The following is a 15,286-nucleotide window of genomic DNA, read 5'->3' as shown; positions in this document are numbered from 1 at the left end:
GGTCCGAAGGGGATGACCTTGAGAGCTCGGGGCTCCAGGTCAGCAAGGGGAGGATCGGTCCCGGCGCCGCAAGGCGCCGGGACCGCCCACGTCCAAGGTCATCACAGACTCGTCGCGTCCGGGCGGTCATGCGGTCAGAGCGCGGCCACGGTCACGCCCATGGCTCTGTCCTACCTCGTACCGACCAGTACTACGCCCGTTCGGAGGTCCCGCCAAGGGTTCGCGCCGAAGGTCGGCGCCGACGGATCAGCGCTTCGCCACGAAGACGTGGGAGGCGACCTCGGAGTCGAGCTCCGCCGCCTCGCCGCCGCTGCCGACCAGCACCCCGCCCGGGGACTCCGTCACGCTGACCACGGAGCCGGGCTGCACGCCGGCGCGCCGCAGCGTGTACATCAGCTGGGCGTCCGTCTGGATCGGCTCGCCGATCCGGCGCACGACCACCGTCTTGCCCTCGGTGCCCGGGTCCAGTTCGGCGAGGCTGACCATGCCGTCCTCCAGGAACGGGTCGGCCTCGGCCTTCTCGCCCAGTTCCTCCAGCCCCGGGATCGGGTTGCCGTACGGCGACTCGGTCGGGTGACGCAGCAGTTCCAGCACCCGCCGCTCCACCGCCTCGCTCATCACGTGCTCCCAGCGACAGGCCTCGGCGTGCACCTGCTCCCACTCCAGGCCGATGACGTCGACGAGGAGGCACTCGGCGAGCCGGTGCTTGCGCATCACGCGCGTCGCCAGCCGGCGCCCCTCCTCGGTCAGCTCCAGGTGCCGGTCGCTGGCGACCGCCACCAGGCCGTCGCGTTCCATCCTCGCGACCGTCTGGCTCACCGTCGGGCCGCTCTGATCGAGCCGCTCGGCGATACGGGCGCGCATGGGGACAACACCTTCCTCTTCCAGTTCGAGGATGGTGCGGAGATACATCTCCGTGGTATCGATCAGTCCGGACATTCGTGCCCCTCGGATTGCGTGCGCTGGCCCTGCCCCCAATTCTGACGCATCGCGCCGACAACCGTCCCGTCCCGAGCGTCAAGGGCCGTACTGGACATCTCGGGGCGCGGTCCCGTACCCCACTCGGGAGCGCTTTCGTCCCTCCATTGACGTTCGTATTGACACGCCCTTGGTCCAGACCGCACGGTGAGCGGCGAACACGGACGCACCTCACCCCTGGAAGGGCCTTCGGCGTATGAGCGAGAGCAAGTTGGCCGGGCAGTTCTTCGACGCGGCCATCGGCCTGCTGGAGCGGGTGCGCGACGAGGAGGCGGGGCGGATCGCCGAGGCCGGCGTGATCATCGCCGACGCCGTCGCCCACGGGAAGCGCCTCTTCGCCTTCGGGGCCGGGCACTCCTCGCTGCCCGCCCAGGACGTGGTCTACCGGGCCGGCGGACTCGCCCTGATGAACTTCCTCGCCGTCCCCGGCACTGCCGGCATCGACGTCATGCCCGCCACCCTCGGCAGTGCCCTGGAACGCGTGGACGGCCTCGCCGGCGCGGTCCTCGACAGCAGCCCGGCCTCCGACGGCGACGTCCTCGTGATCATCTCCCTCTCCGGGCGCAACGCCCTGCCCGTGGAGATGGCCATGAACGCCCGCGCCATCGGGCTGAAGGTCATCGGGGTGACCTCGGTGGCGTACGCGACCGAGACCAAGTCGCGGCACGTCTCGGGCACCTTCCTCAAGGACCACTGCGACATCGTCCTGGACAGCAAGATCGCGGTCGGGGACGCCGAGTTGAGCATCGACGGCATCGACGCGCCCTTCGCCCCCGCCTCCACCGTCGTGACCAGCGCGATCATGCAGGCCGTGATGGCGGCAGCCGCCGGCGAACTCGCCGCGCGCGGGGTCGAACCCCCGCTGCTGCGCTCGGGCAACGTGGACGGCGGGCACGAGTGGAACGGCCGCGTCATGCAGGAGTACGGCGACCGGATCTTCTTCCGGCACTGAGGGCGCGGCGCGCCCCGGATCACGCCGCCCTGACCGTCCTGATCCGAAGACAGGCCCTCAGCCGCCGGTCTCGGAGAAGTGCTGGTAGTCCGGGTTGCTCCAGCGTCCGCCCCAGTGCCAGCCGACCTCCCGGAAGGCGCGGGTGACGACGTCGCCCGCGCGGATCACGCCCGGGGCGGGGTGGTCGCGGTCGAGGTGGGCGCTGGCCGCGGGCGGGTGGACGTCGCCGTCGCGGTCGACGTACGGGTTCTCGACGGGGTTGATGTCGACGGCGTCGCCGTAGGAGTGCCGGGAGAGCCGGCCCGGGTCGCCGGTGACCCGGCGACAGTTGAAGGCGGAGGTGTTGTCGGCGGCCATCGACGCGTCGTCGTCGCCGGCGTACGCGGCCGTCACCCGCATCCGCCGGATCGGGAACTTGGCCTCGAAGGCCTTGTCGAAGACGTGCAGCAGCGGGCGGACGACCCGCTCGTGGGCGACCATTTCGCCTCGGTGGACCTTGCCGTCGAAGCCCCAGTGGTTCATCCGGATCAGCCGCAGCCGGTCGACCGGCACGGGACAACCGGCCCGGTGGGTGACGCCGAGCGCGCCCGGCGGGACGGCCGTGACGCGCGCGCCGAGTTCCGGGCTCGGGGCCTTCGGCCGCGGGGCGGGCGCCGGCCCCGGTGAGGTGCAGGACAGGGCGGTGGCGCACAGTACGGCGACCGCTGCCGGGACGGGCACGGTGGAGGTGTGGCGCACCGGATCACGGTAGGCGGGCCCTCCGCTCGGCGCCGTCCGCCACGCGGACGCGGGCGGCCCGGGGCCGGGAGTGCCTCAGTACCGGTCGCGGGCCCGCCCCGCCAGGTCCAGGTCCGCGGCCACCCGGGCCGCGACCTCCTCCGCGTACAGCGCGTCGGCCCGCTCGAAGGCGGCCCGGGACGCCCCGCGCAGGAAGGTCAGCGCGCCCAGGGTGCGGCCCCTGCTGCGCAGTACGGTGCACAGCGCGTGCGCGGCGTCCTCGGGCCAGTGGCGCGCCTTGGCCCAACCGTCGACCGGCTCCCCGCCGGGGGCGCTGGTCCGTACCGGGCCGATCCGGTCCAGGGCCTGGAGCGCCGGGTGCATGGGCGCGTACCGCAGGGGGATCGCACCGGGTCCCGGCAGCAGCAGGGTCTGGCCGGACGCCGATGCCGCAGCCCGGACGAGTCTGCGGCGGCGACCGGGGTCCGCGCCCGGCTCTTCGAGCACGTCGACCAGGGCGTGTTCGGCGAAGCCGGCGAGGGCGAAGTCCAGTCGGATCGCGGCGGCCTCGGCGGGGTCCTCGCATTCGGCGGCGGCCCGGCCGGCCCGGTAGAGCTGGTTGGAGCGGAACCGCGACTGTCCGGTGTCCAGCGCGGCCCGTCGGGCCTCGGTGACGTCCTGGAACAGCCAGCCCACCCCGAGCGGCACGGGCTCCTCCGCGAGCGGCGAGGCCAGCCGCAGGAACCCGCAGCGCCAGCAGCGTCGGCGCACCCCCTCGGGCGTGCGGACCGACACCCACAGCTCGACGGGGGACGGCGGCGCCCCCTCGGCCAGGACGTGCTGAAGGGCGCCCTCCAGTTCCTCGACGCCCTGGGTGAGCAGTTCGCCGAGCGGCCGGCCGAGGAGCGCGGTGCGACCGGATCCGAACGCGCGCGCGGCGTGGGTGTTCACCACGGCCGGGCGCAGGTCCACGTCCACCAGGACGACGCCCCAGGAGGCGTCCTCCATCAGGGCCTCGCTGAGGGCGATGGAACGTTCCAGGTCGATCTGCGCGTGGACCTCGCTGAACGCGCAGTAGACGCCGGCGGGTTTGCCGTCCGCGCCCGGGACCCCGGCGGACTGGGTGCGGACGAGGACCCGGCCGCCGTCCTTGGTCAGCAGCGCGAACTCGTTCACCTGCCGTCCCGGCGCGTCCTGGGCGGACATGAGCCGGTCCTCCACGTCGTGCGCGTCGGCGGCGCGCACCGCCCAGCCCGCGAACCCGCGCCGGCCCACGGCCTCGGCGGCCGACCAGCCGAGGATCCGTTCGGCCTCGCGGTTCCAGTGGGTGATCACGCCGTCGGAGTCGAACGCGCAGAGCGCGGCGTCCATCCCGTCGAGCAGCGCTGCGAGCAGATCGTCGGTGGTCTCGTCACGTCCGGAAGCACTCACCTGGCACCCCCTGCAGGTGTTCGCGTGTGCGGCACGTCGGATCATTCAACTGGAACGTGACGCACCCCACACCCGCTTCCCCGAATTACCCGGGTATGTACCTGTGAGGCGGGCCGCTCAGTCGGCGACCAGCGACACCATCGCGACCACGAAGACCACCACGATGACCATGACGGTCCAGAAGTAGGTCTTCCGTACGCGTCGGTCGCGGACGTCGTGCCGGGCGATGCGGCGCAGCGCCTGCGGGTCCTGCGCCCAGTCCGGCCCGCGCAGCTCCTCCCAGGCGGCGCGCAGGGCGTCGACCTCGCGGGCGACGTCGACGTGGTTGTCGTCGACGTACATCAGCCGGACGCGGCGGCCGGCGTCGTCGTAGGCGTAGGAGACGACCGTGGGCTGGTTCTTCGCGGTGTGCGCGCTCGGGTTCGGGGCGGCGCGGATGTCCTGGACCTCCTCCCAGGCCAGCGTGCGGGTCCCGGTGAAGCGGCGGACCCGGATCCCCTTGAGGTCGGCGGAGGTGGAACAGCGTTTCGCGGCCACGACCAGCCAGCCGAAGAAGACCAGCACCACGCCGATGACCAGGGCTTTCACCCACGCCGGGGTGTCCTGCATGTTCAGCACGGTCAGCAGGACGCCCGGCGCGCCGATGCCGACGGCGATGTAGACGCCCGTCATCTGCTCGGACCGGACGCGATAGTCCCTGGGCAGCGGTCGCGCGCTCATGACACCCTCCCCCGATTCCCGGTGCGGGACGGCCAGTGTAAGGAGCAACTCGCACCCCAGTAAGGGGAGTTGTGAGGCCCGAATTAATAAGTTGAGGGACCCGGGAAGGGGTCGTAGGCTCTGCGGTACACGAGAAGGGAGGTGGTTCCCGCAATGTACGGAAACCGGACGCGTGAGGTGGCTGCGGGCTAAAGCGCCCGTCGTCGCACGCACCCAGTGCGGTGCCCGGCGGGAACGCCAGGCGCCAATCCCAAGCAGTCACCCGACCCGCGGGCTCGCCGGTACGTCCGGCCGGCTCCTCTCACTGCAGGAGAGGAACCAGAGCCCGCGGGTCGCCTGCGTTCTCGGCCCGCTCGCGCCGGGCCCCGGCGGCTACGGGCAGAGCCGCTCGACCCGCCACTTCCCGCCCTCGCGGACGTAGCGCAGCCGGTCGTGCAGCCGGTTCTCGTGGCCCTGCCAGAACTCCACCGCGTCCGGGACCACCCGCAGGCCGCCCCACTCCGGCGGCACCGGGACCTGCTCCCCCTCCGGATATCGCTCCGCCAGCTCCGCGTAGCGCCGGTCCAGCTCGGCGCGGGAGCCGATGACGCGGGACTGCTCGCTCGCCCAGGCGCCCAGCTGGGAGCCGTGCGGGCGGGAACGGAAGTAGGCGGCCGTCTCGTCCCGGCCGATGCGCGCGGCCGTGCCCGTCACGATCACCTGGCGGGCGATGGGGTGCCAGGGGAACAGCAGCGAGGCGTACGGGTTCGCGTCGAGCTCGCGGCCCTTGCGGGAGCCGTGGTTGGTGAAGAAGACGAAGCCCCGCTCGTCGAACTGCTTCAGCAGCACCGTGCGGGAGCTGGGCCGTCCGTCGGGGGTCGCCGTCGAGACGACCATCGCGTTGGGTTCGAAGAGGTTCGCGTCGGCGGCCTCCTGGAACCACAGGGAGAACTGCGCCATCGGGTCGTCGGCGAGGCCGTCCACGTCGACGAGCTGCGAGCGGTACTGCTTGCGCATGGCGGCGGGGTCAAGGTCCTGATCGGTCACGCCGGCCATCCTGCCGCAGTACTCCCCCGCCGGCTCCCCCGTCGACCGTCGGGAGGCGTCCTCCCGACGGAGGTGTGCCGTATGTCACGCTTCCGAACGACAAGCGGAACGGACAAAATCTTGGGGCCGGTCCGAGGGTCCCCGTGAGGGTGACCGACGACCGTGCCGGGCATCAACGGGGATGACCGCGCCGGACCGCGAATCACGCCGGGAGCCGCGCGTGTTCGCACTATCTGAGGAGCCGCCTGATGTCCGACTTCGTACCCGGGCTCGAAGGGGTCGTCGCGTTCGAGACGGAGATCGCCGAGCCCGACAAGGAGGGCGGATCGCTCCGCTACCGGGGGGTGGACATCGAAGACCTGGTCGGCCACGTCTCCTTCGGGAACGTCTGGGGCCTGCTGGTCGACGGTGCGTTCAACCCCGGCCTGCCGGCCGCCGAACCGTTCCCGATCCCGGTCCACTCCGGTGACATCCGTGTCGACGTGCAGTCCGCGCTCGCCATGCTCGCCCCCGTGTGGGGCCTGAAACCGCTGCTCGACATCGACGAGCGCACCGCCCGCGACGACCTGGCGCGCGCGGCCGTGATGGCCCTGTCGTACGTCGCCCAGTCCGCCCGCGGACAGGGCCTGCCGATGGTCCCGCAGAAGGAGATCGACAAGGCCGGATCCGTCGTCGAACGGTTCATGATCCGCTGGCGGGGCGAGCCGGACCCGCGGCACGTCAAGGCCGTCGACGCGTACTGGACCTCGGCCGCCGAGCACGGCATGAACGCCTCCACCTTCACCGCGCGCGTCATCGCCTCCACCGGCGCCGACGTCGCGGCGGCGCTGTCGGGCGCGGTCGGCGCCATGTCGGGCCCGCTGCACGGTGGGGCGCCCTCGCGCGTCCTCGGCATGATCGAGGAGATCGAGCGCACCGGCGACGCCGAGGCGTACGTGAAGAAGGCCCTGGACAAGGGCGAGCGCCTGATGGGCTTCGGGCACCGCGTCTACCGCGCCGAGGACCCGCGTGCCCGTGTGCTGCGGCGCACCGCCAAGGAGCTGGACGCCCCGCGCTACGAGGTGGCCGCCGCGCTGGAGAAGGCCGCGCTGGAGGAACTGCACGCGCGCCGTCCCGACCGGGTGCTCGCGACGAACGTGGAGTTCTGGGCCGCGATCATGCTGGACTTCGCGGAGGTGCCGGCGCACATGTTCACCTCGATGTTCTCCTGTGCCCGCACGGCCGGCTGGTCGGCGCACATCCTGGAGCAGAAGCGCACGGGTCGCCTCGTGCGTCCGTCGGCCCGCTACACCGGTCCGGGCGCGCGCAACCCGCGCGAGATCGCCGGTTACGCGGACATGGCCGAGACGGCCTGATCCGAGGAGGACCGACGCGACGGCGCCGCCGCACCCGGGACGGGGTGCGGCGGCGCCTTCGTGTTCGAGGTGGCGGCGCGCGGCCGCCTCAGGCGAGCGCGGAATCCAGGATCCGGGCCCACTGGGCGACGACGCGGGCCCGGCGGGCCGTGTCGTCGGTCAGCACGTTCGCCAGCCCGAGGCCGCGCGCCATGTCCAGGAGCCCCTGCACGGTCTCCCGTACGCCCGGTACCGACTCGTCCGCGCCCAGCAGTTCGACGGCGATGCGGTGGGTCTCGCGGCCGACCCGGGCTTCCAGCTCGCTCACCCGGGGGCGCAGCTGCTCCTCGTTGGAGGCGGCGACCCACAGTTGGAGCGCGGCCCGGAAGAGGGTGCCGGTGTACATGTCCACCAGGGCCTCGACCACCACGGGCCGGGCCGCCGGTCCGGCCTGGAAGAGGGTCCGCACGGCGGTGGAACGCTCCTCGGCCACGTACTCGACGGCGGCCGTGAACAGGTCCTCGCGGGTCGGGAAGTGGTGCTGGGCCGCGCCCCGCGAGACGCCGGCGCGCTCGGCGACGACCGCGACGGTGGAACCCGCCCAGCCGTGCTCGGCCAGGCAGGAGACGGCGGCCTCCAGGAGGTGGCGGCGGGTCACCCGGCTGCGGGCCTGCTTGGGGCCGGTCACAGTGCCCACGAGGGGTCCCGGCGTTCGAAGCGGGCTCCGATGCCCTCGCGGGCCTCGGCGGAGCCGAAGTGGCGGGCGGACAGCTCGGTGAGCGCCGCCCCGTCCCGGGCCAGGGCGGCCCGGACCGGGGCCGTGACCAGTTCCTTGGTCGCGGCGAGGGCCTCCGGGCCGGCCTTGCGCAGCCCCGCGAGCACGGGGGCGAGCAGCTCGTCGACGTCCTCGCCGGCCGCGCCGTGCAGGCTCAGCAGGCCGATCCGGGCGGCTTCGGCCGCGTCGAACGCCTCGGCGGTCAGGAAGTAGCGGGAGGCGGCGCGCGGGTCCAGGCGCGGCAGCAGCGGCGCCGAGATGACGGCCGGGACCACGCCGAGGTGCGTCTCGGTGAAGGCGTACGTGGAGCCCGGTCCGGCCGCCGCGATGTCGCAGGCGCCGAGCAGGCCCAGGCCGCCCGCCCGGACGTGTCCGGTGACGCGGGCGACGACCGGCTTGGCCAGCTCGGTCAGCTCGGTGAGCAGGGCCACGAAGTCCGCCGGGTCGCACGGGGACCGCAGGTCGGCGCCGGCGCAGAAGGTGGTGCCGGTGTGGGTGAGGACGACGGCCCGGGTCGCGGGGTCGGCGCCCGCCTCGGCGAGGGCCGCGCGCAGAGCGGCGACGAGGTCCGCGGAGAGCGCGTTGCGGTTGGCCGGGGAGTCGAGCGTGAGCGTGGTGATGCCACGGTCGTGGGCTGCGCCGACGAGGGGGGTCATGCCGTTCCTCCGGTGGGGCTCGTGCCGGTCCTGGCGCCGACCCTCCCGCGGGGGGCCGGCGCCCGGTGCGGTCCTAGTACGACTTGGGCAGGCCGAGGGTCTGGTGGGAGACGAAGTTGAGGATCATCTCCCGGCTGACGGGGGCTATGCGGGCGACCCTGGAGGCGGTGATCAGGGAGGCCAGGCCGTACTCCCGGGTGAGGCCGTTGCCGCCCAGGGTGTGCACGGACTGGTCGACCGCCCGTACGCAGGCCTCGGCGGCAGCGTACTTGGCCATGTTGGCGGCCTCTCCGGCGCCCATGTCGTCGCCGGTGTCGTAGAGCCGGGCGGCCTTCTGCATCATCAGGCGGGCCAGTTCCAGTTCGATGTGGGACTGGGCCAGCGGGTGGGCGATGGCCTGGTGGGCGCCGATGGCCTCCTTCCACACCCGGCGGGTCTTGGCGTAGTCCACGGCCTTGGCGAGCGCGTACCGGCCCATGCCGATCGCGAAGGCGGCGGTCATGATCCGTTCGGGGTTGAGTCCGGCGAAGAGTTGGAGGAGTCCGGCGTCCTCGTCGCCGACCAGGGCGTCGGCGGGCAGCCGCACCTCGTCCAGGACCAGTTCCCACTGCTTCTCGGCGGCCTGGAGTTCCATGTCGATGAGGGAGCGGGAGAAGCCGGGGGTCTCGCGCGGGACGATGAACAGGCAGGGCTTGAGGCTGCCGGTCCGCGCGTCCTCGGTGCGGCCCACGATGAGCGTGGCGTCGGCGATGTCCACCCCGGAGATGAACACCTTGCGGCCGCTGAGCACCCAGTCGTCGCCGTCGCGGCGGGCGGTGGTGGTGATGCGGTGGGAGTTGGAGCCCGCGTCGGGTTCGGTGATGCCGAAGGCCATGGTGCGGGTGCCGTCGGCGAGGCCGGGGAGCCAGGTCCGCTTCTGGGCCTCGGTGCCGAAGCGGGAGATCACCGTGCCGCAGATGGCGGGTGAGACGACCATCATCAGCAGCGGACAGCCGGCGGCGCCGAGTTCTTCCAGGACGATGGAGAGTTCGGCGATGCCGCCGCCTCCGCCGCCGTACTCCTCGGGGAGGTTGACCCCGAGGTAGCCGAGCTTGGCGGCGTCGGCCCACAGTTCGTCGGGGTGGCCGCCCTCACGGGCGACCCGGGCCAGGTACTCGCGGCCGTACCGCTTTCCGAGGGCGGCGACGGCGGAGCGCAGGGCCTGGTGTTCTTCGGTCTCTACGACGGTGCTCATGCGGGTGTTTCCTCCTGGACTACGGCGAGCAGGGCGCCGAACTCGACCTGTTGGCCGGTGGCGGCGTGGAGCGCGGTGAGCGTGCCGGAGGCGGGCGCGACGATGCGGTGTTCCATCTTCATCGCCTCCAGCCAGAGCAGGGGCTGCCCGGCGGTGACGGGCGAGCCGGGGGCCAGGCCCTCGGCGACGCGGACGACGGTGCCGGGCATGGGGGCGAGCAGGGAGCCCGGTTCGGTGTGGTCCCGGGGATCGGAGAACCGGGGCAGGCGGGTCAGGGTGTGGGCGCCGAGCGGGGAGTCCACCCAGATCTCGGCGGGCCCCACACCCCCCTTGTTCGATTTGTGTTTCACGTGGAACACCCGCCGGACCCCGTCGACTTCGAGGGTGACCAGCTCGGGCGCGGCGGCCAGGACGCGGACGCCGGGATGGCCCACGGGGACCGGGGGGCCGCTGCGGGCCGGGTGGTAGCCGACCTCGTACGGGGCGCCGGCGATCTCGTAGCGGCGGGTCTGCGGCTGGGAGACGAGGTTGCGCCAGCCGCCGAGGCGGGCGGCGAGCGGGGCCCCGGCCGCCGGCGCCGCGTCGGCGAGGGCCGCGGCGAGCGCGGCCAGGGCCGGGGCGTCGTCGTCGGGGTCCTCGGCGGTGAGGGCGGCGAGGTGGCGTCCGTAGAAGCCGGTGTCAAGCCGGCCGGCGGTGAACTCGGGGTGGCGCAGGGACCGTACGAGGAGATCGCGGTTGGTGGTCAGGCCGTGGACCCGGGCGCCGGCCAGGGCGTGGGCCAGGATCCGTACGGCCTCGGCGCGGGTCGGGGCGTGGGCGATCACCTTGGCGAGCATCGGGTCGTAGTGCACGCCGACGGTGTCCCCGTCGGTGAAACCGGTGTCCACGCGGATGTCGCCCGGGACGGCCAGGGTGTGCAGGACGCCGGTCTGCGGGCGCCAGTCCCGGCCCGGGTCCTCGGCGTACAGCCGGGCCTCGACGGCGTGACCGGCCGCCGCCGGGGGCTCCGCGGGCAGGGCCGCGCCCTCGGCGACGCGCAGTTGCAGGGCGACCAGGTCGAGATCGAAGACGGCCTCGGTGACCGGGTGTTCCACCTGGAGGCGGGTGTTCATCTCCAGGAAGTACGGGCGGCCGTCGGCGGTGACGAGGAACTCGACCGTGCCCGCGCCCTGGTAGGAGACGGCCCGGGCGGCGGCCACGGCGGCCTGGTGCAGGCTCTCGCGCAGTGGCGCCGGGAGTCCCGGGGCCGGGGCCTCCTCGATGACCTTCTGGTGGCGGCGTTGCAGGGAGCAGTCGCGGGTGCCCAGGGCCCAGACGGCGCCGTGGGCGTCCGCGAGGATCTGTACCTCGACGTGCCGGCCGCGCTCCACGTAGGGCTCGGCGAAGACCTCGTCGTCCCCGAAGGCGGACCGGGCCTCGGCGCGGGCGCCCTCCAGTTCCTCCTTGAGCAGGTCGAGGTCCCGTACGACGCGCATCCCGCGGCCGCCGCCGCCCGCGGCGGCCTTCAACAGCAGGGGCAGGTCGGCGGGGCCGGCCTGCGCCGGGTCGACGGGTTCCAGGAGCGGCACCCCGGCGGCCCGCATGAGGTCCTTGGCCCGGGTCTTGGAGGCCATGGCCTCGATGGCCTCGGGCGGCGGGCCGATCCAGGTCAGCCCGGCGGCCCCCACCGCGCGGGCGAAGTCGGCGTTCTCGGAGAGGAATCCGTAGCCGGGGTGGACGGCGTCGGCGCCCGCCGCGAGGGCGGCCCCGATGACCAGGTCGCCCCGCAGATAGGTGTCGGCGGGGGCCGCGCCCGGCAGCCGGACCGCCGCGTCGGCGGACCGGACGTGCAGGGCGTCGGCGTCGGGGTCGGAGTGCACGGCCACGGTGGCCAGGCCCAGGGCGCGCGCGGTGCGGAAGATCCGTACGGCGATCTCGCCCCGGTTGGCGACGAGCAGGGAGGTGATGGTCATCTGCGGGCTCACATCCGGAAGACGCCGAAGCCGCCACGGGCGCCCTCGACGGGGGCGTTGTGGACGGCCGACAGGCACAGGCCGAGGACGGTACGGGTGTCGCGCGGGTCGATGACCCCGTCGTCGTACAGCCGACCGGACAGGAACATCGGCAGGGACTCGGACTCGATCTGCGCCTCGACGAAGGCGCGCATCCCCGCGTCGGCCTCCTCGTCGTAGGGCTGCCCCTTGGCGGCGGCCGACTGGCGGGAGACGATCGACAGCACCCCGGCGAGCTGTTGGGCGCCCATGACGGCGGACTTGGCGCTCGGCCACGCGAAGAGGAAGCGCGGTTCGAAGGCGCGACCGCACATCCCGTAGTGGCCGGCGCCGTAACTGGCGCCGACGAGGACGGACAGGTGCGGTACGCGGGAGTTGGAGACCGCGTTGATCATCATCGAGCCGTGCTTGACGATGCCGCCCTGCTCGTACTCCTTGCCGACCATGTAGCCGGTGGTGTTGTGGAGGAAGAGCAGCGGGATGTCCCGCTGGTTGGCGAGCTGGATGAACTGGGTGGCCTTCTGCGACTCGGCGCTGAACAGGACGCCCTGGGCGTTGGCGAGGATGCCGATCGGATACCCGTGCAGGGTCGCCCACCCGGTGACCAGGCTGGTGCCGTACAGGGGCTTGAACTCGTCGAAGTCGGAGCCGTCGACGAGGCGGGCGATGACCTCGCGGGGGTCGAAGGGGGTCTTCAGGTCGGCCGGGACGATGCCGAGGAGTTCCTCCGGGTCGTGGAGGGGCTCCTCGGCGCGGGGCGGATCGAGGTGCGGCTTGCGGTGGTTGAGGCGGGCCACGACCCGGCGGGCCTGCCGGATCGCGTCGTACTCGTCGAGGGCGTAGTGGTCGGCGAGGCCCGAGGTCCGGGCGTGCATGTCGGCCCCGCCGAGGGACTCGTCGTCGCTCTCCTCGCCGGTGGCCATCTTGACCAGCGGCGGACCGCCGAGGAACACCTTCGACCGGTCTTTGATCATGATGGTGTGGTCGGACATGCCGGGGACGTACGCGCCCCCGGCGGTGGAGTTGCCGAAGACGACGGCGATGGTCGGAATGCCCTCGGCCGAGAGCCGGGTGATGTCACGGAAGATCGCGCCGCCCGGAATGAAGATCTCCTTCTGCGACGGGAGATCGGCGCCACCGGACTCGACGAGGCTGATGCAGGGCAACCGGTTCTGCCGGGCGATCTCGTTGGCCCGCAGGGCCTTCCTGAGCGTCCAGGGATTGCTGGCACCGCCGCGCACGGTCGGGTCGTTGGCGGTGACCAGGCACTCGACGCCCTCGACGGTCCCGATGCCGGTGATCATCGAGGCGCCGACGGGATGATCGCTGCCCCAGGCGGCGAGCGGGGACAGCTCCAGGAACGGGGTGTCCGGATCGAGGAGCAGCTCGATGCGCTCCCGGGCGGGCAGTTTGCCGCGGGTCCGGTGCCGGTCGGTGTACTTCTCCCCGCCGCCGAGCAGGGCCTTGTGGTGCTCGGCGTCGAGTTCGGCGAGGCGGGCGAGGGCGGCGGTACGGGCGGCCGTGTGCTCGGGGGCGTACGGATCCACGGTGGTGCCGAGGCGGGTCATGGGCGGGTCCCCTCCGGGGCGGGGTCGGACGACAGGAGGTGCGTCGGGATGTCGACGTGGCGGGCGCGCAGCCATTCGCCGAGGGCCTTGGCCTGCGGGTCGAAGCGGTGGCCCGAGGCGACGCCGGCGCCGAGGATGCCGGTGACGGTGAAGTTCAGGGCCCTCAGGTGCGGGAGTTCGTGCCGGGCGACGGGCAGGCCGGCGGTCTCGGGGAGCAGCGTGGTGAGGGCGTCGGCCGTGAGGGTGTCGTGGAGCCACTGCCAGGCGGCGTCGCTCTCGGCCCAGACGCCGATGTTGGCGTCGCCGCCCTTGTCGCCGCTGCGGGCGCCGAACAGGGCGCCGAGCGGGGCGCGGGTGGTGGGCGGGTGCGTGGGTGGGTGCGTGGGTGGGTGCGTGGGTGGGGCCGGTGCGGGGGGTTCTGCGGGGCTGTTCCCGGCGCCGGCCCCGGCCGTTCCCGGGGCCGGGGTCGCGCCCCGGGCCCCTTCGGGAGCTCCGCCCCCGGACCCCCGCGCCTCAAACGCCGGCGGGGCTGCAATGGGCGGGGCCGGGACGGGCGGGGCCGCGATGGACGGAGCCGGGACGGGCGGGGCTGCAATGGGCGGGGCCGGGACGGGTGGGGCTGAGATCGACGGGCCCGGGACGATCGGGGCCGCGATGGGCGGGGCCGGGACGATCGGGTGGCGGGTGGTGTCGGGGAGGACCGCCACGTGGGGGACCGTCGCTGCCGGGACCAGGGACGAGGTGAAGACCCCGTACGGCTGGGCCGGGCCGGGAGGGGTGCTCACGTGGAAGCCGGGGTAGCTGCCCAGGGCCAGTTCGATCGCGGCGGCGGTCAGGCCCCGGCCGACCCGGTCCGGGGACGGGTCGCGGACCACCAGGCGGAGCAGGGCGCTCGCGCTCTCCTCCGTGTCCGGGTCGGCGTGGTCGGTGCGGGCCAGGGTCCACGTCACGGTGGCCACTCCCGAAAGGGCCTGCGCGAGTTGCGCCTTGACCAGGTCGGCCTTGGCCTCGACGTCGAGGCCGGTGAGGACGAAGACCACCTCGTTGCGCCAGCCCCCGATCCGGGTCACGCCCACTTTGAGGGTGTCGGGCGGGGCTTCGCCTCGGACGTCGGAGATCGCGACCCGGTCCGGGCCGGTCTGGGCGAGCCGCACGGTGTCGAGGCGGGCCGTCACGTCCGGGCCCAGGTAGCGGACGCCCTGTGTCTCGTAGAGGAGTTGGGCGGTCACGGTGCCGACGGTGATCGCCCCGCCCGTGCCCGGGTGTTTGGTGACGACCGAGGAACCGTCCTCGGCGATCTCGGCGAGCGGGAAGCCGGGGGTGCGGACGTCGTGCCGGGTGAAGAAGGCGTAGTTGCCGCCGGTGGCCTGGGTGCCGCACTCCAGGACGTGGCCGGCGACCACCGCCCCGGCCAGGCGGTCGTACGCGTCCGGCGCCCAGTCGAACCACCAGGCCGCCGACCCGCTGACCAGCGCCGCGTCGGTGACCCGGCCCGTGACCACCACGTCCGCGCCCGCCCGCAGGCAGGCGGTGATCCCCGCGCCGCCGAGGTAGGCGTTGGCCGTCAGCGCGCCTTCCGAGAAGGGCATCAAGTCGTCGCCCTCGACGTGCGCCACCGAGACGGGGACACCCAGCTTGTCCGCCAACTCCCGCAGGGCGTCGGCGAGTCCCGCCGGGTTCAGACCGCCGGCGTTCGCGACGATCCGTACGCCCCGCTCGTGCGCGAGCGCGAGGTTCTCCTCCAGTTGGCGCAGGAAGGTCTTGGCGTAGCCGAGGTCCGGGTTCTTCAGGCGGTCGCGGCCCAGGATCAGCATGGTCAGTTCGGCCAGGTAGTCCCCGGTCAGCACGTCGATCGGGCCGCCGGTGAGCATCTCGCGCACGGCGGCGAACCGGTCCCCGTAAAA

13 protein-coding genes are annotated in these 15,286 nt (G+C 73.3%); 2 read left to right on the top strand and 11 right to left on the bottom strand.

The window, feature by feature from the left end; translation table 11 throughout:
• Positions 1-246: 246 nt before the first annotated feature.
• Complete coding sequence (locus ACIRO3_RS31710) at positions 247-939, bottom strand: metal-dependent transcriptional regulator (protein WP_361777381.1); 693 nt, start codon at positions 937-939, stop codon at positions 247-249.
• A 235-nt stretch (positions 940-1,174) separates the two neighbouring features.
• On the opposite strand from ACIRO3_RS31710, the gene ACIRO3_RS31705 reads away from it, so the two are divergent.
• Positions 1,175-1,930, top strand: a complete 756-nt coding sequence (locus ACIRO3_RS31705; RefSeq protein WP_404142546.1) for an SIS domain-containing protein — start codon at positions 1,175-1,177, stop codon at positions 1,928-1,930.
• Positions 1,931-1,987: 57 nt separating this feature from the next.
• Here the strand turns inward: ACIRO3_RS31705 and ACIRO3_RS31700 are convergent, their stop codons facing one another.
• From ACIRO3_RS31700 to pdxH, 4 genes are all read right to left on the bottom strand, one after another.
• Positions 1,988-2,668 carry a M15 family metallopeptidase gene (locus tag ACIRO3_RS31700; RefSeq protein WP_404142543.1) on the bottom strand — a complete coding sequence of 227 codons (681 nt, stop codon included), beginning with the start codon at positions 2,666-2,668 and terminating at the stop codon, positions 1,988-1,990.
• A 75-nt stretch (positions 2,669-2,743) separates the two neighbouring features.
• Positions 2,744-4,078: a PAS domain-containing protein gene (locus ACIRO3_RS31695; protein WP_361777373.1), complete on the bottom strand. Its 1,335-nt coding sequence runs from the start codon at positions 4,076-4,078 to the stop codon at positions 2,744-2,746.
• A 117-nt stretch (positions 4,079-4,195) separates the two neighbouring features.
• The gene (locus tag ACIRO3_RS31690) at positions 4,196-4,798 is read right to left on the bottom strand and encodes a PH domain-containing protein (RefSeq protein WP_404142541.1); all 603 of its coding nucleotides are present in this window, start codon (positions 4,796-4,798) and stop codon (positions 4,196-4,198) included.
• A 372-nt stretch (positions 4,799-5,170) separates the two neighbouring features.
• The gene (pdxH, locus tag ACIRO3_RS31685) at positions 5,171-5,833 is read right to left on the bottom strand and encodes a pyridoxamine 5'-phosphate oxidase (protein WP_234350186.1); all 663 of its coding nucleotides are present in this window, start codon (positions 5,831-5,833) and stop codon (positions 5,171-5,173) included.
• Between the two features lie 239 nt (positions 5,834-6,072).
• Here pdxH and ACIRO3_RS31680 point away from each other — a divergent pair, with 239 nt between their 5' ends.
• Positions 6,073-7,179 carry a citrate synthase 2 gene (locus tag ACIRO3_RS31680; RefSeq protein ID WP_361777365.1) on the top strand — a complete coding sequence of 369 codons (1,107 nt, stop codon included), beginning with the start codon at positions 6,073-6,075 and terminating at the stop codon, positions 7,177-7,179.
• 88 nt (positions 7,180-7,267) lie between these two features.
• Here the strand turns inward: ACIRO3_RS31680 and ACIRO3_RS31675 are convergent, their stop codons facing one another.
• The 6 genes from ACIRO3_RS31675 to ACIRO3_RS31650 form a co-directional block, all read right to left on the bottom strand.
• Positions 7,268-7,855: a TetR/AcrR family transcriptional regulator gene (locus tag ACIRO3_RS31675; protein WP_361777362.1), complete on the bottom strand. Its 588-nt coding sequence runs from the start codon at positions 7,853-7,855 to the stop codon at positions 7,268-7,270.
• Positions 7,843-8,589 (bottom strand): enoyl-CoA hydratase family protein, encoded by a 747-nt coding sequence (locus ACIRO3_RS31670; RefSeq protein ID WP_361777359.1) that lies wholly within the window; start codon positions 8,587-8,589, stop codon positions 7,843-7,845. Before ACIRO3_RS31670 ends, ACIRO3_RS31675 begins: the two co-directional genes overlap by 13 nt.
• A gap of 73 nt (positions 8,590-8,662) precedes the next feature.
• A complete protein-coding gene (locus ACIRO3_RS31665) occupies positions 8,663-9,823 on the bottom strand; it encodes an acyl-CoA dehydrogenase family protein (RefSeq protein WP_361777356.1) in 1,161 nt (386 codons plus the stop codon).
• Entirely contained in the window at positions 9,820-11,775 is a 1,956-nt protein-coding gene (locus ACIRO3_RS31660; RefSeq protein ID WP_404142535.1) for a biotin carboxylase N-terminal domain-containing protein, read from the bottom strand. Before ACIRO3_RS31660 ends, ACIRO3_RS31665 begins: the two co-directional genes overlap by 4 nt.
• Positions 11,776-11,783: 8 nt before the next feature.
• On the bottom strand, positions 11,784-13,382 hold the full coding sequence (locus tag ACIRO3_RS31655; RefSeq protein WP_404142533.1) for an acyl-CoA carboxylase subunit beta: 1,599 nt from the start codon (positions 13,380-13,382) through the stop codon (positions 11,784-11,786).
• Entirely contained in the window at positions 13,379-15,253 is a 1,875-nt protein-coding gene (locus ACIRO3_RS31650; protein ID WP_404142602.1) for an acyclic terpene utilization AtuA family protein, read from the bottom strand. Before ACIRO3_RS31650 ends, ACIRO3_RS31655 begins: the two co-directional genes overlap by 4 nt.
• Positions 15,254-15,286: the final 33 nt, after the last annotated feature.

Source organism: Streptomyces sp. NPDC102278, assembly GCF_044766345.1.
In the GTDB taxonomy this organism is placed as follows: Bacteria; Actinomycetota; Actinomycetes; order Streptomycetales; family Streptomycetaceae; genus Streptomyces.
Note: the sequence above shows the minus strand (reverse complement) of the source record. Positions and strands in the feature narration are given on the sequence as shown.